Origin of the sequence: Shewanella sp. 38A_GOM-205m (assembly GCF_000518445.1) — a bacterium.
Classification (GTDB): domain Bacteria; phylum Pseudomonadota; class Gammaproteobacteria; order Enterobacterales; family Shewanellaceae; genus Shewanella; species Shewanella algae.
In genome coordinates this window covers 41,208-68,182 of record NZ_JADP01000026.1, presented here as the reverse complement: position 1 = coordinate 68,182, position 26,975 = coordinate 41,208, and the positions used below count along the sequence as shown (strand labels likewise).

26 protein-coding genes, 1 tRNA gene and 1 pseudogene are annotated in these 26,975 nt (G+C 53.9%); 14 read left to right on the top strand and 14 right to left on the bottom strand.

Annotated elements, in window-relative coordinates; translation table 11 throughout:
• Positions 1–5: 5 nt before the first annotated feature.
• Both N512_RS0115000 and N512_RS0114995 read left to right on the top strand, forming a co-directional pair.
• Positions 6–530 carry a DUF2937 family protein gene (locus tag N512_RS0115000; RefSeq protein WP_028780861.1) on the top strand — a complete coding sequence of 175 codons (525 nt, stop codon included), beginning with the start codon at positions 6–8 and terminating at the stop codon, positions 528–530.
• 81 nt (positions 531–611) lie between these two features.
• Positions 612–1,085, top strand: a complete 474-nt coding sequence (locus N512_RS0114995) for a peroxiredoxin (protein WP_028780860.1) — start codon at positions 612–614, stop codon at positions 1,083–1,085.
• A 7-nt stretch (positions 1,086–1,092) separates the two neighbouring features.
• On the opposite strand, the gene N512_RS0114990 is transcribed toward N512_RS0114995, so the two are convergent.
• The 6 genes from N512_RS0114990 to modA form a co-directional block, all read right to left on the bottom strand.
• Positions 1,093–3,018, bottom strand: coding sequence for a methyl-accepting chemotaxis protein (locus N512_RS0114990; protein WP_028780859.1), 1,926 nt, complete (start codon positions 3,016–3,018; stop codon positions 1,093–1,095).
• Between the two features lie 90 nt (positions 3,019–3,108).
• Positions 3,109–4,425 (bottom strand): two-component system sensor histidine kinase EnvZ, encoded by a 1,317-nt coding sequence (gene envZ / locus N512_RS0114985; RefSeq protein WP_028780858.1) that lies wholly within the window; start codon positions 4,423–4,425, stop codon positions 3,109–3,111.
• On the bottom strand, positions 4,422–5,147 hold the full coding sequence (gene ompR / locus N512_RS0114980; RefSeq protein ID WP_025010803.1) for an osmolarity response regulator transcription factor OmpR: 726 nt from the start codon (positions 5,145–5,147) through the stop codon (positions 4,422–4,424). The genes envZ and ompR overlap by 4 nt, the downstream gene beginning before the upstream one ends.
• A 135-nt stretch (positions 5,148–5,282) precedes the next feature.
• Complete coding sequence (gene modC, locus N512_RS0114975) at positions 5,283–6,371, bottom strand: molybdenum ABC transporter ATP-binding protein ModC (protein ID WP_025010804.1); 1,089 nt, start codon at positions 6,369–6,371, stop codon at positions 5,283–5,285.
• Positions 6,365–7,057, bottom strand: coding sequence for a molybdate ABC transporter permease subunit (gene modB / locus N512_RS0114970; RefSeq protein WP_028780857.1), 693 nt, complete (start codon positions 7,055–7,057; stop codon positions 6,365–6,367). The genes modC and modB overlap by 7 nt, the downstream gene beginning before the upstream one ends.
• A 16-nt stretch (positions 7,058–7,073) precedes the next feature.
• Complete coding sequence (gene modA, locus N512_RS0114965) at positions 7,074–7,841, bottom strand: molybdate ABC transporter substrate-binding protein (RefSeq protein WP_037475203.1); 768 nt, start codon at positions 7,839–7,841, stop codon at positions 7,074–7,076.
• A gap of 159 nt (positions 7,842–8,000) precedes the next feature.
• Between modA and N512_RS0114960 the strand changes: the two genes are divergently transcribed.
• The 4 genes from N512_RS0114960 to N512_RS0114945 all read left to right on the top strand — a co-directional run bounded on the left by N512_RS0114960 (position 8,001) and on the right by N512_RS0114945 (position 10,082).
• Positions 8,001–8,786, top strand: coding sequence for a TOBE domain-containing protein (locus N512_RS0114960; protein ID WP_028780855.1), 786 nt, complete (start codon positions 8,001–8,003; stop codon positions 8,784–8,786).
• A gap of 126 nt (positions 8,787–8,912) precedes the next feature.
• On the top strand, positions 8,913–9,407 hold the full coding sequence (gene greB, locus N512_RS0114955; RefSeq protein ID WP_028780854.1) for a transcription elongation factor GreB: 495 nt from the start codon (positions 8,913–8,915) through the stop codon (positions 9,405–9,407).
• A gap of 129 nt (positions 9,408–9,536) precedes the next feature.
• Positions 9,537–9,842, top strand: a complete 306-nt coding sequence (locus N512_RS0114950) for an NINE protein (protein WP_025010806.1) — start codon at positions 9,537–9,539, stop codon at positions 9,840–9,842.
• A gap of 9 nt (positions 9,843–9,851) precedes the next feature.
• Positions 9,852–10,082, top strand: a complete 231-nt coding sequence (locus tag N512_RS0114945) for a TM2 domain-containing protein (protein ID WP_025010807.1) — start codon at positions 9,852–9,854, stop codon at positions 10,080–10,082.
• Positions 10,083–10,121: 39 nt separating this feature from the next.
• On the opposite strand, the gene N512_RS0114940 is transcribed toward N512_RS0114945, so the two are convergent.
• Positions 10,122–10,361: a hypothetical protein gene (locus N512_RS0114940; protein WP_028780853.1), complete on the bottom strand. Its 240-nt coding sequence runs from the start codon at positions 10,359–10,361 to the stop codon at positions 10,122–10,124.
• A 286-nt stretch (positions 10,362–10,647) separates the two neighbouring features.
• Between N512_RS0114940 and N512_RS0114935 the strand changes: the two genes are divergently transcribed.
• Entirely contained in the window at positions 10,648–11,622 is a 975-nt protein-coding gene (locus N512_RS0114935; protein WP_051472825.1) for a ribonuclease T2 family protein, read from the top strand.
• Positions 11,623–11,626: 4 nt separating this feature from the next.
• On the opposite strand, the gene N512_RS0114930 is transcribed toward N512_RS0114935, so the two are convergent.
• The 6 genes from N512_RS0114930 to plsB all read right to left on the bottom strand — a co-directional run bounded on the left by N512_RS0114930 (position 11,627) and on the right by plsB (position 19,991).
• Entirely contained in the window at positions 11,627–12,424 is a 798-nt protein-coding gene (locus N512_RS0114930) for a VOC family protein (RefSeq protein WP_028780851.1), read from the bottom strand.
• A gap of 391 nt (positions 12,425–12,815) precedes the next feature.
• Complete coding sequence (locus N512_RS23150) at positions 12,816–13,892, bottom strand: PepSY-associated TM helix domain-containing protein (protein ID WP_037475200.1); 1,077 nt, start codon at positions 13,890–13,892, stop codon at positions 12,816–12,818.
• 15 nt (positions 13,893–13,907) lie between these two features.
• On the bottom strand, positions 13,908–15,980 hold the full coding sequence (locus N512_RS0114920) for a TonB-dependent siderophore receptor (RefSeq protein WP_028780850.1): 2,073 nt from the start codon (positions 15,978–15,980) through the stop codon (positions 13,908–13,910).
• 166 nt (positions 15,981–16,146) lie between these two features.
• Positions 16,147–16,220: transfer RNA gene (locus N512_RS0114915), tRNA-Gly, on the bottom strand.
• 97 nt (positions 16,221–16,317) lie between these two features.
• Positions 16,318–17,565, bottom strand: a complete 1,248-nt coding sequence (gene mtr / locus N512_RS0114910) for a tryptophan permease (RefSeq protein ID WP_028780849.1) — start codon at positions 17,563–17,565, stop codon at positions 16,318–16,320.
• The gene (gene plsB / locus N512_RS0114905; RefSeq protein WP_028780848.1) at positions 17,565–19,991 is read right to left on the bottom strand and encodes a glycerol-3-phosphate 1-O-acyltransferase PlsB; all 2,427 of its coding nucleotides are present in this window, start codon (positions 19,989–19,991) and stop codon (positions 17,565–17,567) included. The genes mtr and plsB overlap by 1 nt, the downstream gene beginning before the upstream one ends.
• A 265-nt stretch (positions 19,992–20,256) precedes the next feature.
• Between plsB and lexA the strand changes: the two genes are divergently transcribed.
• From lexA to N512_RS0114875, 6 genes and pseudogenes are all read left to right on the top strand, one after another.
• Positions 20,257–20,877 (top strand): transcriptional repressor LexA, encoded by a 621-nt coding sequence (gene lexA, locus N512_RS0114900; protein WP_025010814.1) that lies wholly within the window; start codon positions 20,257–20,259, stop codon positions 20,875–20,877.
• Positions 20,874–21,365, top strand: coding sequence for a cell division inhibitor SulA (locus N512_RS23145; RefSeq protein WP_037475197.1), 492 nt, complete (start codon positions 20,874–20,876; stop codon positions 21,363–21,365). The genes lexA and N512_RS23145 overlap by 4 nt, the downstream gene beginning before the upstream one ends.
• Before the next feature lie 468 nt (positions 21,366–21,833).
• Positions 21,834–22,955, top strand: a pseudogene (gene coxB / locus N512_RS0114890) (cytochrome c oxidase subunit II); the annotation flags it as partial.
• Positions 22,956–22,973: 18 nt separating this feature from the next.
• The gene (gene ctaD, locus N512_RS0114885) at positions 22,974–24,584 is read left to right on the top strand and encodes a cytochrome c oxidase subunit I (RefSeq protein WP_025010816.1); all 1,611 of its coding nucleotides are present in this window, start codon (positions 22,974–22,976) and stop codon (positions 24,582–24,584) included.
• A 1-nt stretch (position 24,585) separates the two neighbouring features.
• Positions 24,586–25,149: a cytochrome c oxidase assembly protein gene (locus N512_RS0114880; RefSeq protein ID WP_028780846.1), complete on the top strand. Its 564-nt coding sequence runs from the start codon at positions 24,586–24,588 to the stop codon at positions 25,147–25,149.
• On the top strand, positions 25,146–26,021 hold the full coding sequence (locus N512_RS0114875; RefSeq protein WP_028780845.1) for a cytochrome c oxidase subunit 3: 876 nt from the start codon (positions 25,146–25,148) through the stop codon (positions 26,019–26,021). Before N512_RS0114880 ends, N512_RS0114875 begins: the two co-directional genes overlap by 4 nt.
• Here N512_RS0114875 and N512_RS0114870 read toward each other — a convergent pair.
• Positions 26,018–26,236: a DUF2909 family protein gene (locus tag N512_RS0114870; RefSeq protein ID WP_025010819.1), complete on the bottom strand. Its 219-nt coding sequence runs from the start codon at positions 26,234–26,236 to the stop codon at positions 26,018–26,020. The genes N512_RS0114875 and N512_RS0114870 overlap by 4 nt on opposite strands.
• Here N512_RS0114870 and N512_RS0114865 point away from each other — a divergent pair.
• Positions 26,208–26,954 carry an SURF1 family protein gene (locus N512_RS0114865; RefSeq protein WP_081737183.1) on the top strand — a complete coding sequence of 249 codons (747 nt, stop codon included), beginning with the start codon at positions 26,208–26,210 and terminating at the stop codon, positions 26,952–26,954. The two genes, N512_RS0114870 and N512_RS0114865, sit on opposite strands and share 29 nt — an antisense overlap.
• Positions 26,955–26,975: the final 21 nt, after the last annotated feature.

The window sequence follows — 26,975 nt, the reverse complement described above, 5'->3', positions numbered from 1 at the left end:
GCATGATGCTTAGAACCATACGCGACTATCTCAGACTGCTGCTGTTCTTTGTAGGGGTGCTGGCGGGGATTCAGCTACCTGGCTTTGTCGATCAATATGGCAAGAGCCTGCAGGCCCACCTGAGCGAGATCCAAACCCAATTGGCCGGGTTTCAGCGCGATGCCGACCGTTTCTTCGGTGGCGATCTGGATAAACTTATCGCCCACTATGTGACCAACAAAGATCCGGTATTTACCTCCGGCGGCGACAAGCTCAACGCCATGGTAGAACGCCGCTCCGAGTTGCAGCAGGCCTTGGCCGACTTCCGCGAGAGTCTCTACAGCCCCTACCTGCAACTGGCGTTTGCGCCACAGGCGGATATCCGCCGCGAAGTGTGGGACAACTACAGCCACAATATTCTGCTCAAGGGCGATGCCATTGCCATTGGCCTGCTCAGTGGCCTGCTGCTCGCAGCCTCGGCCGAACTGCTGTTCAGCTTATGCTGGCTGGCATTACGAACGCTGTTTCGGCGCCGGCCGGCTGCCACCTGATTGCCCCTGTAGAATGTCTGTGTTTGTCCATTCCATTAACGGCTATGATGGTTTGTAATTCCAACTGAAAGGACTAATACCATGATTGCACAAGGTCAAGCTCTGCCGGATGCCACTCTGAGCCAACTCGGTAAAGAGGGCATGATCAACCACAAGGTTAAGGAACTGTTTGCCGGCAAGAAGGCCGTGCTGTTTGCTGTTCCAGGTGCCTTTACCCCCACCTGCTCCGAGGCTCACCTGCCGGGTTATGTGGTGCTGGCCGATGAACTCAAGGCCAAGGGCGTCGATATCATTGCCTGTGTATCGGTCAACGATGCCTTTGTGATGAAAGCCTGGGGTGAAGCCCAAAATGCCGGTGAGATCATGATGTTGGCCGATGGTGATGGAGCCTTCACCAAGGCGCTGGGGCTGGAAATGGACACTGGCGCCTTCGGAGGCTTACGCTCGCAGCGCTATGCCATGGTGATAGACGATGGCGTGGTTTCTTTGCTAAATGTGGAAGCCCCCAAGACTTTCGAAGTCAGCAAGGCCGAAACCATACTGGCGAGTCTCTAATAGCGACTCAGGCAGCTTTAATGCCGAGATTCTGTTCTATCTCGGCGACACCTGCAGCCACCTGAGAGGCGATTGCCTGCCCCTGCTCTGAGGCGGTGATCGCCTGGCTGCGCAGCTGTTCCATGGCGCTGGAGAAGGATTGCAGATGCGCCAGCTGTGACTGGGCATACTCAGTACCCTGCTGGGTCCCGCTCGCCATGGCAAAAGCCTGCTGTCTCACCTCCTGCGCCAGTTGTTTCAGACTCTCGGCTCTCTGTCTCTGCCTGTCGGTCGCCTCGGCTATGCCATCCATACTCTGCCCCAGACTCTTGTTGGCATTGGTGAGCCGATTGAGAATGGCACCTATCTCATCGAGCGAGCTCTGGGTGCGACTGGAAAGGCTGCGCACCTCATCGGCCACCACGGCAAAACCTCGCCCCTGCTCACCGGCACGGGCGGCTTCTATGGCGGCATTGAGCGCCAACAGATTAGTCTGCCCGGCGATATTGCCTATCACGTCGATGATTCCCGCCACAGCCGCCACTGAATCATCCAGACTGGCAAGCGCTTGATGACACTCGGCAACGGCGGTGCGGGTTGAATCTGTGGCCTCCAGCATCTGCTGCGCTTCGAGTTCACTCTGGTGCATCTGTTCGGCGGTATTGCTGGCACGGGTGGCCAGCGAAGCTGAGCTGTCACTCACCAGTCCGGCCAATTCACTGAGCTCCAGCGTTTGCTGCCGAGCCTGATCCACCACTTGTTGGGTCTCACGGGTACTACCGGCCATTTCACTGATTTTTTGCACCAGGGCCGATAGGCTTTGGGAGATACGCGCCAATTGCTGCCGCTGCTGTTCATCCTCTGACTCGAAACGATTCAGCAGAGCATTGAAATGGGCGGCTATCTGGCCGGTTTCACAGCGACGACTGATATTGAGGCGCTCGCGGGTATTGGACTCACTCAGCTGACTGAAGGCGGTGTTGAGCAGTTGCAACGGTTTCACCACCCTGAGCTGCTGCAAAATCAAATAAGCCACGGCAAATAAGGCCAGCACTCCCAAAGCCAGATAGAGCCAAAGCTGCAGCTCGTGTTTGAGCTTGTCGGTACGTTGTTGCTGCTCAGCGGCCATGGTCAGTAAGTTCTGCTGCAACTTGTGCATATCGGCGCGCAGCGCATCCTGCATTTGGCGGTTATCCAACAGTTGCTGCTCGGTATTGGTCACTTCCTTGGCGTAGCGACTGCTAAGACTCAGAAGTTCGGCGCGGTAGCTCTCGCCTATCTCCTCACGCTCGGGTTCATCGTCACCCAGGGCAAATTCATCCGCCTCTACAGTGCGATAGAGACCAAGCAATGGCAAGGCGCTGAGTCTGTCATGCCAGTCGGCCAACTGGGTTATGGTGCTGTCGAGGTAAGGCTTGAGTCTTTGCTCCCGTCCGAGCAGGTAATCCTGGGTCAGCTGTGACAACTGGTAAACCAGTGGCGGAAGCTCCCGACTGAGCTGCAGATATTCATGCGCCACTTGTGGCGCCGTTGCCAGCCCTTGATCACCGTAATCCGCCAGGCGCTTGTTGTTGTCCAACATTTCGGTTTCGGCATGGGCCAACAGCTGCCTGGGATTTCCGGCCAACTTGCCGGCGGCGCGGTATTTGCCATCCAGAGCAGTCACCAATTGCGCCAGCTCCTGTGCCAACTGTGAATCTGTCGGCAAACGGTCATGAATATCATTGAGCTGGGCTCTGGCCTGCTCCAATCGCCCGGCATCGCCACTGGCGAGATACTTATCCAGATTGGCACGGATATCCACCAAAAATTCTTGCTGCAAGCCTTGCAGCGTCTGGCTCTGCAGTTCTGCCTCTTGTCTCTGTTCACTGCTCCAGAGCACCAGTGAGGCGAGCAAGGCCGCCAACAAGAGCAACAACGCCGAAGCGCCGAGAGAAAGGGTGGAAATCTTCATGGCAAACTGCGCCCAATTGATTGAACTGAGCGCAGTTTATGACTGGAGCATGACAGTTGAATGACAATCGGCCATAAAGCGTATGGCGTGTTAATCTCTTGGCAACCACACCTGAGCGTGCAGCCCACCCTGGGGGCGATTGCTGAGAATGACCTTGCCCTGATGCCTGTCTATGATGCGTTTGATGATCGCCAGTCCCAACCCTGAGCCGACGCTGCCGCGGGCACTGTCACCTTGGGTAAAGGGCTGGAACAGCTTGGGGATCTGGCTCTCGGCAATACCCGGGCCATTGTCTTCCACACTGAAACCTATGCGGTGTTTTTCCACTTGGGAAGCGATACGGATCCAGCCGCGGCCATAGCGGAAGGCGTTTTCCACCAGATTGCCGATCACCCGCTTGATGGCCAGGCTCTGCATCGGCACTTCGGGGCACTCGGCCAGTACCAGCTCTATCTCACCGACTCTGTTGCTCTCGGCCTGGGCCACTTCACGGATTAAACGGTTGATCTGTTCCGGCTCACGAATGCTCTCCTGATCCTGGCGGATATAGGCGATAAACTGATTGATGATGGCATCCATGTCTTCAATGTCTTTGACTATGCCCTCCTGCAGGTAGGCATCGTCGTCCACCATCATCTCGGAAGCCAGACGAATTCGGGTCAGGGGTGTTCTAAGGTCGTGGGAAATCCCCGCCATCAGCAGCGCCCTGTCCTGCTCCAGCTGTTTCATACTCTGGGACATACGGTTGAAGGCATTGGTCACTTCGACGAGCTCACTGGAGCCGGTCAGCGGCAGCGGGTCAGGGAAATTGCCTCTGGAAACTGAGATAGCCGCCTTTTGCAGCCGCCGCAGCGGCCGGTTCTGTTGCCGGGCAAACCACCAGCCACCGGCGACACTCAAGGCGCCTATCACCAGCAGATAGAGGTTAAGGGGCGACAGGGCATTTTCGTTCCAGCCATTGAGGGGAACCTTGATCCAGATGGAGGGAGCCTGAGGTGGGCGGATCCAGATCTGCAGCAGATTGCTCTGGGCAATACGCACTTCAGCCGGGCCACCGAGATATTCCGACATCTGGGTTGAGAGGAAACCATAGTAGGTCGCCCGCTCGATACCGGCTTCCCTGGCCTGTTTCTGGTTATAGACATGCATGCCATCGTCGCGCACCTTGGCATTGAGGGCGTCCACTATGGTGAGGTGTTCCCGGCCCACCTCGACCCCATCGACAAACAACAGATTGATCTGGCGGGCGATAAGCTGGTTGATCTGCTGGTAACTGGGCTTAATGAAATAAACCGTCACAGTCAAATAGGAGACCAGCTGATTGATCAGCAACAGGCAGCCTATCAGCATTACCGTTTGGCTGAAGGCACTCCTGGGCAACAGGCGTTGCCACCAGCGCAGCTTCATTTACGGGCGGCACCATCTGGCACAAACACGTACCCCAGTCCCCAAACCGTTTGGATATAGCGCGGGTTGGCGGGATCCTTTTCAATCAGCCGCCTAAGCCGGGAAACCTGAACGTCGATAGAGCGCTCCAACGCCGAATAGTCGCGGCCACGGGCCAGATTCATCAGCTTGTCGCGGGACAAGGGCTCCCTGGGGTGGGTCACCAACACCTTGAGCACGGCAAATTCACCACTGGTGAGGGCGATGGACTCTTCATTGTGGTACATCTCGCGGGTAGCCAGGTTGAGGCTGAACTCGCCGAAACTGACCATCTCTTCCTGCTGCGAAGGCGCGCCGGGGATCTCCTGCACCTGACGGCGCATTACCGCCTTGATCCGTGCCAGTAATTCTCTGGGGTTGAAGGGTTTTGGCAGATAGTCATCGGCGCCAAGCTCCAGGCCTATGATGCGGTCGACTTCATCGCCCTTGGCGGTCAGCATCACTATCGGCAGTGGGTTGCCCTGTTGTCGCAAGCGGCGGCAGATGGACAGGCCATCTTCTCCCGGCAACATAAGGTCGAGCACCAGCAGGTGAAAGTTCTCCCGCTCCAGCAAGCGATCCATCTGCTCTGCATTGGCGGCGCTGCGTACCTGATAGCCTTGTTCCATCAGATAGCGCTCCAGCAAGGCCCGCAGCCTCATATCATCATCGACAACCAGAATCTTGGAGGTTTCTTGTCCCATGGGCTATTCCTCGAGTGCCAAGCCTGAAACTTGCACAATAGTATCTGAAAAAGTGGCCAAATATCTTAAATTTAGCCATTTTGATACCAAAAATCACCCGAGACTTTGTAACAGTAGTTGATCTTCTGTTGCACCTCAGTGAGAACGGGCCAAGTCGGCGGCCGTGAGGCTGACCCCTTTAATCTGGGCGAAGAGCGACATACCGGGTTGCAACGCCAGCTCCTCAAGGGCCCAGCGGGTAATATTGGCCCACAGCGGCATACCCGCCAGCCTCAGCCTGAGCTGCACATAGTCGCGGCTGTCGACCCGGCTCACCTCTTCCAGGGTTACCGGCAGGATATTGCGAATACTGCTGCCGCTCGGCACCTGCAGGCACACAGAGACCTGGTTGCTGTGAACCCGCACCCGTATCGGCTTATCCTGTTTGGGCAACAGTTCATTGACCCACAAGCTGTTGCCATCGGCGAGCTGCAAACGGGTCATGGCATATTCGGGATGACTCTCGGCCACAGTGGCATGCAGCAAGGAGCTTTGCTCCTGAGCACTGAGCCAGGGTCTCAGCTCGTCACTGTCCCACACCTGTTCCAGCGGGCCACTGAGGACGCAGCGGCCCTTGTCCAGCACCAGCATCTGATCCGCCAGTTGCAGAATTTCATCCAGACTGTGGCTGACATAGATAATCGGCAGCTTAAGTTCGGCGGTGAGCCGCTGTAAGTAGGGCAACAGCTCGCGCTTGCGCGGTAAGTCGAGCGATGCCAGCGGTTCATCCATCAAGAGGATCTCTGGGCGGGTCAGCAAGGCCCGGCCTATGGCGACCCGCTGCTTTTCCCCGCCGGAGAGAGTGAAGGGAAAACGGTCGAGCAGTTTCTCCAGCCCCAAGAGTTGTACCACGGTATCAAACTCGCGACTGTCTTTATCCTTGCGGCCATAGTTGAGATTGCCGCGCACCCGATAGTGGGGAAACAACCTGGCATCCTGAAACACAAAGCCGGCGTTACGCCGCTCAGGCGGCAGATTGATCTTCTTTTCTTTATGAAACAGCCAGCGCTCTCCCAAGCGGATCTCACCGGCATCCGGCGTTGCCAAACCGCCGAGAATATTGACCAGCGAGGTCTTGCCGGCGCCCGAGCGGCCAAAGACGGCGCTGACCCCGGAGAGGGGTAATTCTGTGTCAACATCCAGCAGGGTTTGCCCCAGCTGTTGCCTGATAGCGATTTTCAGCATTGTCCCAGCGTCCTCTGTTGCGCCCGCTTGCTGAGCCATTGGGAAGCGATCAGCGAGGCCAGTGAAATCAATATCGCAATCACACACAGCCTGGCGGCCTCGGCCTCGGCGCCCGGGGTCTCGATAAAGGAGTACATGGCCAAGGGAATGGTGCGGGTTTCACCGGGTATGTTGGAAACAAAGGTAATGGTGGAACCGAACTCCCCGAGGCTGCGGGCAAAGGCCAGCACCATGCCCGAGACTATGCCGGGTGCGGTCAGCGGCAAGCTAATGGTGAAGAAGACCTTGAGCCGGCCGGCGCCCAAGGTGCGCGCCGCCTGCTCCAGACGCACATCCACCCCTTCGAGCGCCTGACGAATGGCACGAACCATTAACGGGAATGACACCACCGCAGCTGCCAGTGCGGCGCCGCGCCAGCTGAAACTAAAGCTGAAGCCAAAAGTGTCATAGAGCCAGCCACCGAGAAAACCGCTGCGGCCCATGGAGACCAGCAACAAATACCCTATGACCACAGGTGGCAGCACCAGTGGCAGATGGATCAGGCTATCGAGCACAGACTTGCCGGGGAACTCCAGCCGCGCCAGCACCCAGGCACACAAAATGCCGAGCGGCAGGCTGCAGAGCACGGCCACAGTGGACACCTTGAGACTGAGCAGCAAGGCGGCCACTTCATAGTCGGTCAACAAGCTCAAAGTCAGGATCTCAGTTTACGCCGAAGCCGTATTTGGCAAATACCGCCTTGGCAGCGTCGGACTGCAGGAATTGATAGAAACCTTCGGCGCCTTTGCTGTGCTCTTTACCCACCAGCGCCATGGGATAGCTGATTGGCTTGTGAGTCTCTTGGGGGAATACCGCCAGCTGTTTTACCCCTTTGGCCACTTTGGCATCTGTGGAATAGACAATCCCCAGAGATGACTCGCCACGTTCGACCAACGCCAAGGCGCCGCGAACACTATTGGCTCTGGCAAGCAGAGGTTCGGCCTGTTGCCACAAACCTAAATTTTCCAGCGCTTGCTTGGCATAGCGACCGGCCGGCACATGATCAGGATCGCCAACCGCCATCCGGCTGTTACCCAATGCCTGTTTGAGATCCCAGGAAGCCGAGATTTCAACCTGGTTCAGCGCACTGCTTTTCGGCGCAATCAGCACCAGCGTGTTACGCAGCAGAGTAACCCGGCTGCCGGCGTCGATGGCCTTGTTTTCATCGAGATAGTCCATCCATTTCTGGTTGGCCGACAGAAACAGCTCGGCGGGCGCACCTTGGGCAATCTGGCGTGCCAGCGTCGAAGAGGAAGCAAAAGAGAACACGGTTTCAGTGTCATGCTTGCGGTCATATTCGGCGCCCAGTTCATTCATGGCATTGGTGAGTGAGGCGGCGGCAAAAACGGTAACTTTTTCCTTGGCACTGACGTTAAAGGCCAACAACAGCCCCAGAGCCAGGCTCAGGGCAGGACGGAACAGGGACTTCATAACGACTCCTTGATGAGATATATGCACTATTTGACACTTCCAACGTTATATACATAGTTATATAACGATAAGCAAGCCTGTGATCGTCAGTGAGTGATCCCTGTGGTCTTTATCAGCGCAATAAGGGAGAATAACCCCGACACTGATAAGGAATATGCCATGGATCTCAAAGCCCTGTTGACTCTCAACAATGCCGATAAACTGTTTGCCAATCCCAAACGAATTGCGCTGTTGAAGCAGATACGCATTACCGGCTCCATCAGCCAGGGAGCCAAACAGGCGGGCATCAGTTACAAGGCGGCCTGGGATGCGGTCAACGACATGAATCTGCAAGCCCCTCAGCCTGTGGTCAGCAGTGAAAAGGGCGGCAAGGGCGGTGGCGGCGCCAAGTTGACCGAGTTTGGCGAGCGTCTGCTGAAGCTCTACGAACTGATGGATCAGATGCAGGACATGGTGCTCAAGGCGCTGTTGGATGCGGCCGTTCCCATGGATAACCTGCTGGATCTGATGGCACACTTCTCGCTCAAGACCAGCGCCCGCAATCAACTGGCCGGTGAAGTTATTGCGCTCAAGGATGATTCTCTCAATGACAATGTCAGGGTCAAGTTGGCCGGTGGACAGGAGATAGATGCCGCCATCACCCATGCCAGCACTGACAAACTGGGGTTGCATATCGGCAAGAAGGTATTGCTGCTGTTCAAGGCTCCCGCTGTCAGTATCCACTCGCTGCAGCAGCCCCTCTGCAGTGGCAACCGCCTCAAAGGCCAGTTGTTGCAAATCAAACGCGATACCCAGCGCAGCGAAATTACCCTGGATATCGGCGGCAACGACCGCCTCTACGCTTCGGTATGTAACGACAGCATTGAGGGCTTGCCATTGGCTCTGGGCGATCATCTACAAGCCTGCTTCGAGCCGGGGCAGACACTCATCGCCTGTGTTAAATGACAAACAAAGGCATCCTGTTTATCCCATTGGCAAGAAGGCGCACTTGCAAGCACGCCTGAGTTCTGTAAATCTTCTGCATTATTGGCATCGGCGCCTGGCGCCATCAGCAGTTGACCGAATAAATCGATGAAAGCCCATTTGATTACCCGTAAGGGCTGGGAAGCCCTGGATAAAGAACTCAAATACCTGTGGAAGGAATACCGCCCCGAGATCACCCTAAAAGTGCAAGAGGCCGCGGCCCAGGGCGATCGCTCCGAAAACGCAGATTACACCTACAACAAACGCTTGTTGCGGCAGATAGATCGCCGAATCCGCTATCTGGTTAAACGCTTGGAAGAGTTGAAGATTGTTGACTACTCACCGCAGCAGGAAGGAAAGGTGTTCTTCGGTGCTTGGGTCGAACTGGAAAATGACCAGGGCACTGTGGTGCGCTACCGGATTGTCGGCAAGGACGAGATAGACACCAAGAAAGGCTATATCACTATAGATTCCCCTATGGCCAGGGCCCTCATAGGTAAACAGGTTGACGATGAAGTTCAAGTGCAAACGCCATCAGGGGTCAAAGAGTGGTACATCAATGTGATCCAATACCAAGCGTTTGAAACAGAAACGTCAGAATAATCTCAATTTAACATTTTGTTATTGATAAAAATCCCTTGAAAAGGGTAGACTCCACCTGTTTGGCTCGAAGATGTGCAGGGAGATGCCTGCCGGGTCAGATTATTCAGCTTTCAACAAAGGAACAAGGAAGTGCAGACTCTCAGCAAATCCGATAAGAGTTATGGCGTAGCCGTGTGTCTTTCAGGCATTTTCGGCATCTTGGGCATACATCACTTTTACTGTGGTCGTATACTCCATGGCCTGTTCGATCTCGGTCTGGCAATAGTAGGTATAACGCTCATTTCAACCGACGAACCTACGTTGGTATTCACCGGAATGGCGGTACTTGCAGTCGATATTATCCACACTGTGATAGTCACTTTTATGTTACTGGTGGGAAGCTACAAAGATGGGCAGGGTAAGCTGATCACTTACCCGGGACAAAAGTTAACTTAAGGACAAACAATGACAATCGAAAATGAGCAACTGAGCGACAAGGGTTTCGTTCCTACTCTGCTGCTGTGCTTCTTCCTGGGTGGCTTCGGCGTACACCGTTTTTACACCGGCAAAATCGGCACTGGTCTGCTGATGTTGGTGACTCTGGGTGGCCTGGGTATCTGGACTCTGATCGACTTCGTTCGTATCGCCATCGGTAGTTTCCGTGACTCCGAAGGCCGACTGATCAAGTCAGCCTGATCCCTGAATGCCAGTGGTGCAAGCCACTGGCATCCATACTCACTCCTGCGAAAGCACTCTTCCCTTACTTAGCATCTCTTCCGCTTCCTGGCGTTCTTGCTCCCTCTGTGCCTGGGTGGTACATCTTCTGATCGGCATTCTTGAACCTGTCACTGTGACTTTTTCACAGCGGTAACCATCACTGCGCTCCACATCTGTTTGCGCCTGCTGCGTTTCATCAGTACTGCTGCAAGCACCCAGACAAAGCACCATAACCGCCGCGGGAATACATCCTTTCATTAACTTTTTCCTGTAAAATTCTGCTGTTATTGCCAAACTACACAATTAATCAACAAGCAACAATTAAGTTTCATTTATCCAACAATGACAAAGATACAAATTGGTGCGGCTTATTCGTTGCCAAAGCATCGACTATTTCGGCTATGGCGCGTTTTATCTGAATCTTGGCCCCAAAACCAAAGATCCGTTTTTTAACATAAGTTGCGCGTCAAACCGGCATGGATACAAAGTGTCACATGGCAAAACTAAAATCCGCATGATGACAGTTTCACCCAAGAGGAATCTTATGACCCGCTTACTGATACTACTGCTGTGGCTGTTGCCTGTAGGCATAATGGCTGCACCATTTTCCGGTGAGTTGCTGATAGACAAGGCTTGTCCGCTGTTTCAATCGAAGAACAAGGGCACTAATCCCGGGCAGCTTTACAGCAGCCCAGGGCAGAGACTGGTGATAGTTGAGCGCCTCGGCCAAGACTCTCCCTCTTGGTTCAGGGTCAAGACCTCGGCGGTGCAATCACCACTGCGCTGGATTGCCGCCGATTGTGGCCAACTGCAAACAGGCGCATTGCCTACTGAACCTCAAACCAAAAACGCCTGCAACCTGGCCGACAAATATGATAGCCATCTGCTGGCTCTGTCGTGGCAAAACGCCTTTTGCGAGTCAAGAGGTTCAGGTAAGGCCGAATGTCGCAGCCAGAGCGCCGATCGCTTCGATGCCAGTCATTTCAGCTTGCACGGCTTATGGCCCAATAAGCGTTCCTGCGGTATCAGCTATGGCTATTGCGGCAAGGTCAAACACAAGCCCGATAACTTCTGCGCTTATCCCGCCATTGAGTTGAGTGAAGCCTTATCCCAACGCCTGGGGCGCGTGATGCCCAGTCACGCCTATGGCAGCTGCCTGGAGCGGCACGAATGGTGGAAACACGGCAGCTGCCGGGATGAAAGTGCCGAAGCTTATTTCTCATTGGCACTCAGGCTAACGGCAGAGGTGAATCAGGCAACGCCCTTGCTTAATCTGCTGCAGCAAAATATCGGCACAAAAATAGCGACCGCTGCTTTGAGACAAGCGTTTCAGCAGAGCTTCGGCCCAGAGAGCGGCCACAAGCTGAGTCTTAAATGCCACCAGGGCATGCTGACCGAAATTCAACTCAGCCTTCCAGCCAAGATAGATAACAGCAATCTGAAGGCGCTGCTGGAGCAGGCGCCCAGAATTGCCCCAGGCAACTGTGGCAACTATATGCTCATCGATGCCGCCAACTGAGAGATTAGAGTGCCATTGTCAGGCGAATAATGCTGAATACAGCTCCCTGTGGGTCGTTGATCACCGCAAAGCGCCCCACATTGGGAATATCTGTTGGCGGCACACAAACCTTGCCGCCCAGTTCGGCCGCCCGACTGGCCATCACATCACAATCATCAACACTGAAATAGATCATCCAGTGGGGCGGCACATCGCCCCACAGCTCTGTCATTTCCAGCATGCCGCCAATGCCTTCATCACCACTCTCGCCATTGAGTAACCATTCCGTGTATTCAAAGTCGGCAGCGTTCTCACTGCGGCGCATCTGCCAGTTGAACACCTTGGGATAAAAAGTTTTGGCCAGTTCGGATTGCCGACAGGCGAGCTCTACCCAGCACAGAGTATTGGCTTCCCATTTACGTCCGGCACCAGGATGTTCGACACCTTGCCAGACCGAAAAATGAGCCCCTTCCGGGTCAGTAAGCAGGGCCATCTTACCTGCGCTGCCAACTTCATGAGGGCCCATCAGAAGCTGGCCTCCGGCGGAGCTGACAGCTTCGATACACGCATTAATATCCTCCACCGCGAAATAAACCGCCCAGTGGCTGGGAACACCCTGCTGCTGCAATTCGGCGGGCAATTGATACATGGCACCTATATCCTCATGGGCCTGCTGCAACATGGTATAGGCGCCTTCCGGCATGGGGATATCTTCGGCCTGCCAACCAAAGAGTCGACAATAAAAGTGCTTGGCACTATTCCAGTCCTGCGTCCCCAACTCGACCCAGCAGGGTTCACCATGTCTGTATGCTGTAATCTTCATTACCGATTCCCTTTCAATGTGAAGCTGTGGAGGCTGACCAAGGTCGGTTCCGTTTAAGGTAAACGCTAACAGAAATTATACCAAGCTGTATAGAAAGTGTTCGGCGAGAGGAAAGGGTTAAGCCGTCAAGATGTAAAAAAAGCCGTAGTCTGTTAGTTGGCATAAGCTTCTCCCTGTCACTCCTCCCTGAGCGACGCAGTGTGCCAACTAACAGACTACGGCGGAACAATGAGACTCGATATCTCGTGCGTAAAAAGGATGCAAAAGGGTAATGGACCAAGCCCACTTTGCAGACTCGATACTAAAGAAAGCCCCCTTGGGGGTCTATCAGACAAATCCCAAGGGGGCTTGGATTTATTCCCAACGAAGGGAGACTTTTTGGTGTCACGCCTTATCGGCAAGCTGTTCGCTTACGGCCCCGCACCCGGCTGCGCCACATCCAAAAACCGGACAGCGCCATCAAGCAGGGCAAGAAACCCAACAGACACCAAAGAATTCGGGTTGTCAGGCCACCAAAAGTGCCGTAGTGCAATGGTCTGAAACTATCGACAAACTGGTATAGCGTCCCGGCAGTGCGGACATCAAAACTGCTGCTGAGCTTGCCGGTCTGATCGTCGAAACTGATGATGGAACCAAAACGGCTGCGCAGTGGCCCCTTGTTATCTTGATGACCAAAGAAGTGCACTCCCGGATAACTGGGGTCGGGTAAGCGTACATAGGTAGCGACAAACCCGGGCAACGCTTCTTGGGTGGCGGCCAGCATGGCATCGAAATCCAACTCAGCATTGTAGTAGCGCTTGGTCAGCACAAACTGGCTGTCGTCGTGGCCTCCGAACTCTTCATCAATGAAGTGCTCTATGTTCCACCAGGCTCCGGTAAACCCCAGAATAAGGAAAACCGGCACACCGAGAATTCCCAACATCTTGTGGCCATCACTGAGCAGCAGACGTAAGCCGCGGCCAAACCTCAGGGTAAACAGAGTGCGCCAAAAATGGCGATGCAGAACTATGCCGCTGAGCCCAAGCAGGATCAGCAGCACCGACACCAGTGCCGACAAGAGTAATCCCGCATGATCCAGCAGCAAGGTATAGTGCAGTTCAAGCAGCCAGTCGGTCAGCATATGTGTCATTGACATGGGCGGGCTGAGCAGTTGCCCCGTAGCGGGATCCAACCACAGCTTTTGCCACTCATAGCTGCCCATCTTGGCAACATAGAGACTATCGGCTTCCCCATTGGCGGCAAACTCCCAACCGAGTATTTCATGCTCAGGCAGAGCCTGATCCGCATGCTTCAGCAGTTGTCCGAAGCCCAGCCGGGAATCGGCGCTGGCCAGCACCTGTTCAGGGCTAAGCCAGGCATCCAATTCGGCCTTGAACACCAATAGGCTGCCACTGAGCGCTATGATAAACAGCGGCACAGCGACAATCAGCCCCAGCAGCCCATGCCATTTCCACAGGAATCTACGCATAACAGCAGGACTTCCTTACCAGTGAACACTCAGACTGAGCTTGAACTGACGCCCCTCGCCAGGCATAACCCGCAATAAGCTGTCAGAGCCGGAATAGTAATCTTCATCCAGCAGATTGGTGACGATGAACTTGAGATCATAATCATCCCAGCTGTAGCCCAGATTGAGATCCACCAGAGTGTAAGCCGGCAGGAAGAAATCATCACCACTGTTCAATACCGACTGGGCGTTGCCCTGCTGCTTACCGTAGTGATTCACCCCGGCCGCCATACTAATGCCGGAAAGCATACCCTCATCTATGTTGTATTTGAGCCAGCCGCCCAAGGCATAACGGGGCACATTGGCAACCCAGTTGTCGTATTCGGCGTCCACCGCATGGGTATAAGCCGCATGACCGATAAACTGCAGCGAGTCGCTGACCAACCACTGCATGTCCAGTTCAGCCCCTTTACTGTTGAGTTCTCCGGAAGCTAGATAGGTAAAGTTACCACCTACGTCCACATTGGCGATGGCGATATTCTTCTTGGTCAGATCATAGAGTGACAAGGTAGCATTGAGATCGCCATCGAGCGCCTTGGCCTTGAGGCCAACTTCCCACTGACTGCCCTCTTCCGGATCCAGCACTTTGCCATTGGCATCGACATAGGACTGAGGCGTGAAGGCTTCCGAGTAGCTGGCGAAGGCAACCCAATCGTCGTTGAAGGCGTAACTCAGCCCAACTCGTGGACTGAGCTTATTCTCATATTCATCCACAGATGCTTGCTTGTATCTGTCGACCCTGGCCCCCAGCGTCATGCTCCAGTGGTCACCCCAGTCGATTTGATCCTGGAAATAGAGGCCGAAGATACGGTTTTCCACTTCTGATTCAGGGCCAAAGTTATTGAGTTCCTGATCCGGGAATACGCTGTAATCCGGATTATAGAGATTGATCACCGGGTACTGGCTGCCGAGGGCGCTGCGGGTCTTGAGATCCGACAGGAAAATATCCAACCCTGTGGTAAAGGTATGCTCTGTATCCCCGAGATAGAAACTGCCATTAAAGCCACTGTCTATCGCCCATGTCTGCCACTGGGTTTGATAGCTGAACTTGTACAGTGTCATGTCACCGCTGGTTGCATCATAGCTGCTGGGATAATAGAGGTTATTCCAGTCGCTGGAGGCATCCTGATACCTGAGATTCTGACGAAAACTGATGTTATCCGTCAGTTGATAGCGAAACTCATAGCCTATTCGGTAGGTTTCATCCTCTATGGTGCCGGGATCTTTGATATTACCGTAGAAGAGTTCTGAAGGCAGTTGCCCAAGCTCTGATGGCAACACTGTCCCCTGCGCAGGTAATGGCATTCCGGGTTGATTGCTGTCCTTGGTGTAGCTGGTCAGCAGGGTCAACATGGCTTTGTCACTCAGCTCGAAAGTGACGGATGGTGCAATAAATACTCTATCCTGGCCATCGACATAATCCGTCTCATTGGCACCTTCCCGGTAGGTCAGCCCCAAACGGCCATAGATATTGCCTTCTTCATTCAGCACTTGGTTGAGATCGGCATTCACTTCCCGATAGTCGTTGCTGCCAAGGCGTAAATCCAGATTGCCAAAGTCGCTACCGGTTGGCCTCTTGGTGACCAGGTTCACCATTCCGGCTATGGCTCCCGAACCATAGAGGGTGGATGACGGGCCCTTCATCACTTCCAGGGTTTCCAGGTTGGATTGCTCGACGTTGGCCCCCAAGCCGTTATCATTCAGCCTGAGACCATCCAGATAGATCTCTTTCGAAGCATCGAAACCGCGGATCCGGAAATAGTCATATCCCTTGTAATAACCACCAGGTTGCACCCCGGCAACATTCTTAAGCGAATCCTGCAGTAACACGGCGCCCTGCTCGTCGAGGAAATTCTTCGACAATATCTGAATGTTCTGCGGTGCCTTGAGCAGATTGAAATCACCCTTGGTAGTAGATGGGGAGGTGGCCTTTGTGGTCACGATAATCCTTTCGATACTGGTATCGGCGGCTTCCTCTGCACTCACTGCACTTGCCGACATCAGTGCCACAGTCAGCCCCGAGAGTATCGGTAAGCTGGATCTGGACATGGATTGAGATTTCCTTGGTTGAATGAATCAGCGCACGATACTAACACCAATGATAACGATTTGCGTTAACTTTAATGAGACAAACGTCAGTTAAGTGTAAAGTCGCCAAAAGGCTCACAAAGATACAAAAAGTAACAAAGGTAATCACAAGAAGGATGGGCGATTTTGGAGCGGGTGATGGGAATCGAACCCACGTATGCAGCTTGGGAAGCTGCCGTTCTACCATTGAACTACACCCGCACGAAATACTCGGCGTGGACGGTATAAATTACTGACTTTTATAGTCTTGTCAAGGTGGGGCTCTCTCATTCCCTGAAAAAGAGAGCCGCTCCTCACTTCAGGAATACTTGGGTAACATGCCGGCCATGGCCAACAGATGGCAGGCGGCCGTCAGCACCCCAAACAGCACCACTATGGCTATCAAAGGCGTACCACCCGGTACGCGAAAACCCGGGTTATCGGCAAACTGTTGCCTCGAGCGCCAAGCCATCAAGGCCGGCACTATTACAGCCCAAACCGTGGCCGCCAAGGCAGCGAAGCCGATGGCTACCAGGAAGCCATCTGGAAACAGCATACCTAGCAGAGTCGGAGGCAGGAAAGTCACCAAGGCGGTCTTGACCCTGCCGCTGCGACTGTCGTCAAAACCAAACAGATCTGCCAGATAGTCAAACAAGCCCAAGGTTACTCCAAGGAATGAAGACGCCACGGCCAGATTGGCAAACAGGGTGAGCATGGTGTTGAGCAGCGAGTTATCCATCACCTTGGACAAGGCGCCGACCAATACCCCCATATTACCGCCCTGGGCAATAATGGCGCCGAATTCACCGCGGGAAATATTACCCATGGTTGCCACCAGCCAACACAGGTAGATAGCCAAGGCGATAAAGGTGCCGACAAAAATCGCCTTGATTATGGTGCCCGGCTGTTTGCCGTAGTATTTCACCAGAGACGGCACATTGCCGTGATAACCAAAACTGGCCAGGCCGAAAGGAATGGCCGCCCACAGATATGAGCCATAGCTGCTCTCACCATTAGGTAGCAGAAGCTTACTGGTATCAACGCCGATCAACAGATTGCCTATCGCCAGAAAGAAGCTGATGATCATCCCTCCCAGCATTATGGTAGTGATCCGATCCACGGCCTTGGTGCTGATAAGCACAACCAGCGCCAGCACCAGGGCAAACACCAAGGCGGCAAAACTCTGCGGCAGGCTGATATCCATACCTTCCAGGCTATGATTGACGATGGAGCCGCCGCCACTGATATAGGCATAAGTGAGAATATAGAGCACGAAGGTTATCGAAGCGCCGTTAAGCACCCGCCAAAACTGCCCCAGGGTCTCCTTGGTGAGGGTGTCAAAGCTGGCACCGGGTTCAAAATGCAGGTTGGTTTCCAGCAGCAGCAGCCCGGACATGAACATGCAAAACCACACCCCCAGCAGCATAAGCACAGAATAGCCAAACCACATGCCGGCGCCTTCTACCGGCAGGGAAAACATCCCGGCACCGACCGTGGTCCCGGCGATGATCATGGCGCCGCCCAGCAAAGACGCCTTGGCAGGCGCCGCATTCATATGATTGGCCATCAGGCCTCCTGTTCGGCGGCGACGCTGTCGACTATGGTTTGCTTGACCTGTGGACGCAGCAGCTGGTTGGCATAATCCCGGGTTCGCTCTATATCATGGCGGGTATCTTCCTTGGTGAGATACCCCAGCTCTTTGAGCTTGATACTCAAGATGCCGTAGAGTTTCTTGTCGTAAAACTCGGGGGCCGTAATCCCATGCAGCGCGCCCAGACGACTGGCCAATTTATGGCTTTCGCGCTCCAAATCGCCACGCTCAATACCTGGGTGAGCGGCCAGCAAGTTAAAGATGATGGCGTAGCGCTGCAGGGTTTCACTCATGGTTTCGGCCAACAGCGCCAGCGGGTTTATGCCGGCTTCCAGTACCCGGAAACCATCGGCTTCTTCGGCGACCAAACCTTTGGCAATGAAACGATCCAGCAGCTGATCGGCATAGGCACTGACATCGGCCTTACCCATAAACAGCTCGGCCTGCAGCAGAGGGTAGAAATCCTCAAGCACCGCCTGCATCTGAGCTCGGCTGCACTGCTCCAGGCGCACCAGGCAGCTGGCCAGCAAAGAAGGCACCATAAACAGGTGAATGATGTTGTTGCGATAGTAAGTCATGGTTACCGCGATCGACTCGTCGATTGAGATGATATCGCCCAGTTCATCTTCCTGAACCGTGAACTTATTCAGCTCCAGACCTTGTTGCAGCAACTGCTTACCGTCGCCCTCAGCAACAGAAGTATACTGGGTATATGGCACTTCCTTGAGCAGATCCAGATACAAGTCCAACTGACGTTCCAACTGGCTTCGCTCCAGCGCATTCTGTTCTGATGACAAGAGTACCAGGCTGGTAAGAGTCACGGCGCTGGCAGCGGCGGCATCGTTGATATGAGTCATCACCCTATTGGCCAGAGTATTAACCGCCGGGGTCAGCCAGCTGGGTTTCTGCTCGGGATCGGCCGCCACTTCTTCGCGCCAGTTGGGCGCCGCTTCACTGAGGAAATTCTGCAGCGTCACAGGCTCACCAAAGTTCACATAACCCTGACCGAAATTGCCCAGCTTACGCAAGGCGCCAACCACCTGCCAAACAGATTCTTTCTGCTTTTTCTTGCCGCTGAGTTCTTTGTGGTAAGTGGCCACTTCCATGACATGGTCGTAGCCCAGGTACACAGGCACCAGAGTCACCGGCCGTTCAATGCCCCGCAGCACAGAGTTAACTGTCATCGCCAGCATCCCTGTCTTGGGTGACAACAGCCGTCCGGTACGGGAGCGACCACCTTCGGTGAAGTATTCAACCGAATAGCCTTTGGCAAACAGCTGATCCAGATACTCGCGGAACACAGCGGTATAGAGCTTGTTACCGTTGAAGCTGCGGCGGATGAAGAAAGCACCACCGCGGCGGAACATGGGCCCGGCGGGCCAGAAGTTCAAGTTGATACCGGCGGCTATGTGGGGCGGAACCATACCCTGAAAATAGAGAATATAGGAGAGCAGCAGGTAATCCATATGACTGCGGTGGCAAGGCACATAAACTATCTCATGGCCATCGTGGTGCAGCTGGCGTATCTGCTCGGCGCCCTTGATGTTGATCCCCTTGTAGAGCTTGTTCCACAACCAGGTGAGGATCCGCTCGGCAATACGCACCAGGCTGTCGGAATAGTGGGCGGCAATCTCATCGAGATATTCTTCCGCCATCTCCCTGGCTCTGGCCTCGGGGATCTTCTTGGCAGCGGCCTCTTCTTTAATCGCCTTTTTCAGCGTTTCCGAGCGCAGCAACTCATTGAACAGAGCCTGACGGTTGGGCAGCACGGGTCCTGTCATCACCTTGCGTTGCCGGCGGAAATGTACCCTGGCCACCCGTGACAACTTATGGGCAATAGCCTTGTCGGTCCCATGTTCATCGGCCATCAGCCGCAACGACACGGCATTGGAAAACTGCACAAAGTTGTCGCGCCCCAGAAACAGGATCATCAGAAACTTGCGCAGCCAAGTGGGATTTTCCCGCTCAAATACGGCGGCACGCATGCTGTCATCTTCCTTACCCGGAGTGCGGCCCCAATAGAGGCTCACTGGCACCAATTGAATATCCAGTTGTGGATTAGCCTGATGCAGGTTCAGCAGAGAAGTGAAACAGCTGAGAAATGGCTTGTTGCTCTTGCGCTTGCCGAATAGGGGCTTGGCTCCTTCCAGGCAGACGACTCGGGGAACGGTAATATCATCAACCTTGAGTGCCTCATAAGGACAAGGCAAACCAAACTTACGGGTGACTTCCGCCAATGCCGCAATATCACTGACAGATTCCGTCTTCATTACATAGGCCATCGGCTTGGCCGGATCCAGGTTCAAATCGGCGAAAGGATCCTGAGGCACCACAGTGGTATGCACCAGCTTGCTTTGGAGCCAGCGAAGAGATTTAAACCAGAATGAATCTTGTTTGGACATGTTTTTTCAGTGTCTGAGCCACAATCAATAGCCCAATAGAATACCAGAATTTCCTGAACCTTAGCTAGGGAAGGTGCGAACCGGCCCCGGCAGTTCCTCTGGCCAATGCCTTGAACTCCCCATGCTGCATCAGACAAGCCGTTAAAACCAAAGCACCGAATGGCTTACTTATCCGCTCCCTAAAAGTTTCAATTTTGGTTAATACTTGCACTGACAAAAATACTGTATATACTGACAGGTACTGTATGAAAAAACAGGAATCACCATGAGACCACTGACACCGCGCCAGGCACAGATTCTGGAACTGATTAAACGCAATATAGCCGACACCGGCATGCCGCCAACCCGGGCCGAAATTGCCACCCGGCTGGGCTTCAAGAGCGCCAATGCCGCCGAGGAACACCTCAAGGCATTGGCCAAGAAAGGCTGTATTGAGATCATGCCAGGCACCTCTCGTGGTATTCGCCTGCCTCATGATGAACAAGCGGAGTCAGAAACAGGCTTGCCCCTGATTGGTCAGGTTGCCGCCGGTGAACCCATACTGGCACAGGAACACGTTGAGCAGTATTACCAGGTCGACCCTGGCATGTTCCACCCCAATGCCGACTTTCTGCTACGGGTACGCGGCGACAGCATGAAGAACATAGGTATTCTCGAAGGTGATCTCCTGGCGGTTCACAAGGTACAGGAAGCCCGTAACGGTCAAGTCGTGGTGGCCAGGGTTGAAGACGATGTAACTGTGAAACGCTTTGAAAAGAAAGGTAATGTGGTTTATCTACATGCCGAGAACGAGGCTTACTCCCCAATCAAAGTCGACCTGACTTTCCAGCCATTGACCATTGAAGGACTGGCGGTAGGGATAATACGCAATGGAGACTGGCTATGAGCATAATGACTGGCAACGCCCCAAGACACCCAGGCCTGTGGACAGACACCGGTATTGCCGGCAATCAGCCTTGGCAACATACCGGTATCTCCAGCTTGGCCAGCCATAGCCAGGGACGTCAGGAATTATTGCGCCTCTGCCCTCAATTGGCGCAATTGAGTCAACAGGGACGCTGGATAGTCTTGATTAACGCCCCGGCCAGCATAGGTTACAAAGAAACCTTAGCAAGGGCCGGTGTCAGAATGGATAGAGTACTCTTGGTGCGCACCAAGGATGAAGTAGAAGCCTTGTGGGCAACGGAAAGAGCCCTGACCAACGGCACCTCCAGTGCAGTGATCAGTTGGATAGACAGCCTGGATGCCCGTGATAACCGCCGATTGCAGCTGGTCGCCCGTAACGCCAGAGCCATGGGCATAGTGTTGGAAACGGGACAGCAGGCGAAAGAGGTGGATAACCACCTCAACGAACTTACCCACTCCATCCATTGATTGTGTTTAAAGGCCATCCCTGGGATGGCCTTTTTTCTGTGCCTTTTTGGTGCAATGCCTTCCCCTGTCAATCGGCGGCAAACCGCGCAGCTATGCTACTCACACAGAATTCACCTCTGGATTAACAGACGCTTTTTTTTCATATAGTTAGAAAACATCGTGATCTTGATCAATATTTAATCTACAAGTAATGTAAGAACAACGATTGTGTTATCTCCATGCAATTCGTCGTAGGTTGACCGCCCCATTTCGGTTCATAACGAGTGGTGCCGTCGCCGGAAATGCTGAGTATATTCAGCGGTAAGTGCAACAGTGGTCACCACCTGTATACCTAGAGCTAAGTGAAACCGCCGCCGCACTTTGAAGTCATCGTTGCTTTTTTGGGAACTGAAGAGTTTGCATAGAGCAAAGACTTACTGTGTGACTCTTCTTTGTAGTTGCGAATGCAATTGACAGAGGAGATGTCTTGTGAAGCAATGGCTGTGTGTTTTGCTGACCTTGTTGTGCGTCAGCTTGTTGTCTCCAGGCGCTCAGGCAGATATGCCCTTGAATATGACTCAAGGGGTAACTGAGATCAGTGGCAAGGTGTATCACCTGCACATGATCATTCTTTATATCTGTTGCGCCATAGGTTTGGTCGTATTCGGCGTGATGATCTACGCCATGATCAACCATAGGAAGTCCAAAGGGGCAGTCGCGTCCCAATTCCATGAAAGTACCAAGGTAGAAATTGCCTGGACGCTTATCCCCTTTTTAATCCTGATCCTGATGGCAATCCCCGCAACCAAAACGCTGATTGCCATGGAAGATCCCAGTGATGCCGACCTGACGGTCAAGATCACCGGCTCGCAATGGAAATGGCACTACAGCTATTTCGGCGAAGACATCGACTTCTTCAGCATATTGGCAACGCCGAGATCCCAGATAGAAGGCCAGGAAGCCAAGGGCGAGCACTACTTACTTGAAGTCGACAAGCCTTTGGTATTGCCCATCAATCGCAAAGTCCGATTCCTGATGACCTCAGATGATGTGATCCACTCCTGGTGGGTGCCCGCCTTTGCCGTCAAAAAAGACGCCAATCCCGGTTTTATTAACGAAGCCTGGACCCGGGTGGACAAACCGGGGATCTACCGCGGCCAATGTGCCGAGCTTTGCGGTAAAGACCACGGCTTTATGCCGATTGTGGTGAAGGTACTGGCAGAAGATGAGTTTGACGCCTGGATGGCGGAACAGAAACAAGCCGCGGCTACGGCCGCCGAAGAAGCTCAGGCGGCCCTCAGTGAGACCATGAGCCATGATGAGGCCATGGCGCTTGGCGAACAGATCTATATGGCGCGTTGCGCCGCCTGTCATCAGCCCAACGGCGCCGGACTTCAAGGGGTGTTCCCGGCGCTCAAGGGCAGTGCTATTGCCATAGGCCCAATCGCTGCCCATCTGGACATAGTGATCCATGGCAAGACAGGCACCGCCATGCAGGCCTTCGGCAAACAGATAACCGCCAAGGAACTGGCTGCTGTGGTGACCTATGAGCGTAATGCCTGGGGCAATAATACAGGCGACACTGTGCAAGCCGCCGACGTCAATAACCACGGGCAGTAGGGGGAGAAGATGAACTCATTCAGTCAAGATGCCGAAGCTGGCGTTCAGGAAATCGCTGAACAGGAACACCAGCATCATCACGCCCCCAAGGGGATCATGCGCTGGTTGCTGACCACCAACCATAAAGACATAGGCACACTCTATCTCTGGTTCAGCTTCATCATGTTCCTGATAGGGGGCGCCATGGCCATGGTGATCCGTGCTGAATTATTCCAGCCCGGATTGCAACTGGTCGAGCCCAACTTCTTTAACCAAATGACCACAGTTCATGGCCTTATCATGGTTTTTGGCGCCGTGATGCCGGCCTTTACCGGTCTGGCCAACTGGTTGATCCCCATGATGATAGGTGCGCCGGATATGGCGCTGCCGAGGATGAACAACTGGAGCTTCTGGATTTTGCCCTTCGCCTTCTTAATCCTGCTTAGCTCATTGTTTATGGAAGGTGGCGGCCCCAATTTTGGCTGGACCTTCTATGCCCCATTGTCGACCACTTATAGTGCCGACAGCACAGCCTTGTTTGTTTTTTCAATACATATCATGGGGATAAGCTCAATCATGGGAGCGATCAACGTGATAGTCACCATAGTGAATCTGCGCGCACCTGGCATGAACTGGATGAAGCTGCCCCTGTTCGTCTGGACCTGGCTTATCACCGCATTCCTTCTGATAGCCGTTATGCCGGTATTGGCTGGTGCCGTGACCATGGTACTCACAGACAAATTCTTCGGCACCAGCTTCTTCGATGCCGCCGGCGGCGGAGATCCTGTGATGTTCCAGCATATTTTCTGGTTCTTCGGCCACCCCGAGGTGTACATAATGATCTTGCCGTCATTCGGCATCATCTCGGCCATCATTCCGGCATTCAGTCGCAAACCTTTGTTTGGCTACGCCTCAATGGTCTACGCCACCGCCAGCATCGCAATCCTCTCCTTCCTGGTGTGGGCACACCACATGTTCACCACAGGTATGCCTGTCTTTGCCGAACTCTTCTTTATGTACTGCACCATGCTGATTGCCGTGCCAACCGGGGTCAAGGTATTCAACTGGGTTGCCACCATGTGGCGGGGATCCATCAGCTTTGAAGCCCCTATGATGTTCGCCTGTGCCTTTATTATTCTCTTCACCATAGGCGGCTTCTCCGGCCTGATGTTGGCAATCACCCCAGCCGACTTCCAATACCATGACACTTACTTTGTGGTTGCCCATTTCCATTATGTGCTGGTCACCGGCGCCATCTTCTCCATCATGGCCGCCGCCTATTACTGGCTACCCAAGTGGACCGGGCATATGTACAGCGAGACCTTGGCCAAGTGGCATTTCTGGTGCTCGGTCATTTCGGTCAATGTGTTGTTCTTCCCGATGCATTTCCTCGGGCTGGCCGGTATGCCCAGACGCATCCCCGACTACTCGGTGCAGTTTGCCGATGTCAATCAGATTGTCTCCATAGGCGGTTTTGCCTTTGGCCTGTCACAGCTGATATTTCTGGTGCTGGTGATCAAGTGTATTCGCGGCGGCGCCCAGGCTCCGGCCAAACCTTGGGAAGGAGCCCAGGGGCTTGAGTGGACACTCCCAAGTCCGGCGCCTTATCACACCTTCAGCACTCCGCCGGAGATTAAGTGATATGGCAGACTCCCGCCCCGACAACCGTAAACTGGTACGCCTGCTGCTACTTGGCGCCGTAGCCATGTTCGGCTTCGGCTTTGCCCTGGTGCCGCTCTATGATGTGCTTTGTCAGCAGTTGGGGATCAATGGCAAGACCAACACCAGCGCCGCCACTTATAGTGCCCAAGTGGATAACAGCCGCTTGGTCACTGTGGAGTTTATCTCTCAGGTGGCCAAGGGAATGCCGTGGGAGTTCAAGCCGGAAGTGACCCGTATCAAGGTGCATCCCGGCCAGTTGACCCATACCCGCTTTCTGGCCCGCAACCTGTCACACCAATACAAGATAGGTCAGGCGATCCCTTCCGTTTCACCGGGACAAGGCGCCGCCTACTTCAATAAAACCGAGTGCTTCTGTTTCAATCAGCAGCCGCTGGCTGCCGATGCCAGTGCCGAGCTGCCGCTGGTGTTTTACGTGGATCCGGACCTGCCGGACTCCATCAGCACTCTGACCCTCTCTTACACCCTCTATGACATCACGGATAGACAGATATCCGATGCCCTGGAGCAAGGAGCAGCGAAATGACCAGTAAACATGAACACTATTATGTTCCAGCTCAAAGCGCCTGGCCGATTGTCGGCGCATTGGGGCTTTTCCTTATCGCCTATGGAGCCGGTACTTATGTATCCCAGCTCAAGTCTGACGGTGGCCATGGCAGTTATGTACTGCTGGCAGGAATTGCCGTCATTCTGTTCATGCTGATTGGCTGGTTCAGAAACGTGATCCATGAATCCATGAGTGGTCTCTATTCGCCACAGATGGACAGGTCATTTCGTCAGGGAATGAGTTGGTTCATCTTCTCTGAGGTGATGTTCTTTGCGGCCTTTTTCGGCGCCCTCTTCTATGCCCGTATGGTGGCCGTTCCTTGGTTGGGTGGCGCATCCAACAATGCCATGACCAACGAAGTGCTCTGGCCTGGATTCAGCGCAGGCTGGCCCTTACTGAAAACCCCGAACGGCACTGAAACCCAAGCCATGGGTTGGAATGGTTTACCTCTTTTCAACACCATTATTCTGCTCACCTCCTCTATTACCCTGCACTTTGCCCACCTGGGGTTAGAGAAAGGCAAACGCACCGCCTTAACCCTCTGGCTTGGACTCACCATCTTGCTGGGACTGGCCTTTCTAATCTTGCAGGGAGAGGAATATATCCATGCCTACACTGAGCTGGGGCTGACGCTGCAGTCCGGTGTCTATGGCAACACCTTCTTCCTGTTGACAGGTTTCCACGGTATGCATGTGACTCTGGGCACGCTATTCCTGTTGGTGCTGTTTTTCAGGGTTTTAAAGGGGCACTTCAGCGCTGAGCGTCACTTTGCCTTTCAGGCCGGCAGCTGGTATTGGCACTTTGTCGATGTGGTTTGGCTATGCCTGTTTGTTTTTGTGTATGTGCTTTAGTAAGGCCGGGGATTAGGGGAAATAATCCCCAGCGCCAATGCCAGCAGCAACAAAAGAACCACCAGCGCCGAAAACAACACCCGGCGGCCAAGAAAACGGCTCATGGGAACAGATGAATCGCCGCGCACCATGATCCACAGGGCGCGACCAAGGTTGAAAATGATGAACAGCAGTAGCAGTACCAATATGACTTTAAAGAAAAAACTGACTGACATTCACTCTCCCATCCCTTGGGGGCGTTACCTTGCACTGTTATTTACTTTGGGGCTGTTTCTACTCATGGTCAAGCTGGGATTCTGGCAACTGCAGCGCGCTGAAGAAAAGCAACTATTGGCTCAGGAGATTGCTGCCAAAGCAGATGCGGGGCCAAGCAGTTTTTCAGCTCTGCTGAGGCAAGAGCCTGGCACTCGGCTCACAGGGCAGAAACTGCAGCTGAGTGCCAATGTATTGAGCGGCAAGCAATTACTGCTGGACAACCAGGTGTACCAAGGACGAGTGGGCTACCTGTTGCTGCAACCTCTGCAAGTTGAGCCAGAGCAACCCTGGCTATTGCTGGAGCTGGGGTTTATCCCAGCTCCAGAAAAACGCAGTGAACTGCCAGAGATATTGCCATTACCGCCACGCCTCACCCTCGAAGGCCGATTGTGGCAAAAGGGCAGTAACCCACTGAGCCAGGAGCTCTTGGCCGAAGCCGGTTGGCCCAAGCGAATACAGAATCTCAACTGGTCGCAGCTCGAACACTTGCTTGGGCACAAACTGATTCCGGCCGTGTTGCAGCCGGTTCAGCTGGAAGGTGTGGACTTGCCAAGACCCTGGCAGCCATTGCCCATGCCGGCTGAAAAACACCTGGGTTATGCCCTGCAGTGGTTTTCCATGGCTGCCGCCCTGTTGTTACTGCTTGTCTGGTGGCGCTGGAAACTGAATCGACACTAACCATAGGGCGAGCTGAATTCA

Excerpts from the sequence above, each read along its gene's own strand:
- N512_RS0115000 (WP_028780861.1), top strand. The coding sequence starts at position 6 with ATGCTTAGAACCATACGCGACTATCTCAGACTGCTGCTGTTCTTTGTA.
- N512_RS0114995 (WP_028780860.1), top strand. The coding sequence starts at position 612 with ATGATTGCACAAGGTCAAGCTCTGCCGGATGCCACTCTGAGCCAACTC.
- N512_RS0114990 (WP_028780859.1), bottom strand. The coding sequence starts at position 3,018 with ATGAAGATTTCCACCCTTTCTCTCGGCGCTTCGGCGTTGTTGCTCTTG.
- envZ (WP_028780858.1), bottom strand. The coding sequence starts at position 4,425 with ATGAAGCTGCGCTGGTGGCAACGCCTGTTGCCCAGGAGTGCCTTCAGC.
- ompR (WP_025010803.1), bottom strand. The coding sequence starts at position 5,147 with ATGGGACAAGAAACCTCCAAGATTCTGGTTGTCGATGATGATATGAGG.
- modC (WP_025010804.1), bottom strand. The coding sequence starts at position 6,371 with ATGCTGAAAATCGCTATCAGGCAACAGCTGGGGCAAACCCTGCTGGAT.
- modA (WP_037475203.1), bottom strand. The coding sequence starts at position 7,841 with ATGAAGTCCCTGTTCCGTCCTGCCCTGAGCCTGGCTCTGGGGCTGTTG.
- N512_RS0114960 (WP_028780855.1), top strand. The coding sequence starts at position 8,001 with ATGGATCTCAAAGCCCTGTTGACTCTCAACAATGCCGATAAACTGTTT.
- greB (WP_028780854.1), top strand. The coding sequence starts at position 8,913 with ATGAAAGCCCATTTGATTACCCGTAAGGGCTGGGAAGCCCTGGATAAA.
- N512_RS0114945 (WP_025010807.1), top strand. The coding sequence starts at position 9,852 with ATGACAATCGAAAATGAGCAACTGAGCGACAAGGGTTTCGTTCCTACT.
- N512_RS0114940 (WP_028780853.1), bottom strand. The coding sequence starts at position 10,361 with ATGAAAGGATGTATTCCCGCGGCGGTTATGGTGCTTTGTCTGGGTGCT.
- N512_RS0114935 (WP_051472825.1), top strand. The coding sequence starts at position 10,648 with ATGACCCGCTTACTGATACTACTGCTGTGGCTGTTGCCTGTAGGCATA.
- N512_RS0114930 (WP_028780851.1), bottom strand. The coding sequence starts at position 12,424 with ATGAAGATTACAGCATACAGACATGGTGAACCCTGCTGGGTCGAGTTG.
- N512_RS23150 (WP_037475200.1), bottom strand. The coding sequence starts at position 13,892 with ATGCGTAGATTCCTGTGGAAATGGCATGGGCTGCTGGGGCTGATTGTC.
- N512_RS0114920 (WP_028780850.1), bottom strand. The coding sequence starts at position 15,980 with ATGTCCAGATCCAGCTTACCGATACTCTCGGGGCTGACTGTGGCACTG.
- mtr (WP_028780849.1), bottom strand. The coding sequence starts at position 17,565 with ATGGCCAATCATATGAATGCGGCGCCTGCCAAGGCGTCTTTGCTGGGC.
- plsB (WP_028780848.1), bottom strand. The coding sequence starts at position 19,991 with ATGTCCAAACAAGATTCATTCTGGTTTAAATCTCTTCGCTGGCTCCAA.
- lexA (WP_025010814.1), top strand. The coding sequence starts at position 20,257 with ATGAGACCACTGACACCGCGCCAGGCACAGATTCTGGAACTGATTAAA.
- N512_RS23145 (WP_037475197.1), top strand. The coding sequence starts at position 20,874 with ATGAGCATAATGACTGGCAACGCCCCAAGACACCCAGGCCTGTGGACA.
- ctaD (WP_025010816.1), top strand. The coding sequence starts at position 22,974 with ATGAACTCATTCAGTCAAGATGCCGAAGCTGGCGTTCAGGAAATCGCT.
- N512_RS0114880 (WP_028780846.1), top strand. The coding sequence starts at position 24,586 with ATGGCAGACTCCCGCCCCGACAACCGTAAACTGGTACGCCTGCTGCTA.
- N512_RS0114875 (WP_028780845.1), top strand. The coding sequence starts at position 25,146 with ATGACCAGTAAACATGAACACTATTATGTTCCAGCTCAAAGCGCCTGG.
- N512_RS0114865 (WP_081737183.1), top strand. The coding sequence starts at position 26,208 with ATGACTTTAAAGAAAAAACTGACTGACATTCACTCTCCCATCCCTTGG.
- N512_RS0114870 (WP_025010819.1), bottom strand. The coding sequence starts at position 26,236 with ATGTCAGTCAGTTTTTTCTTTAAAGTCATATTGGTACTGCTACTGCTG.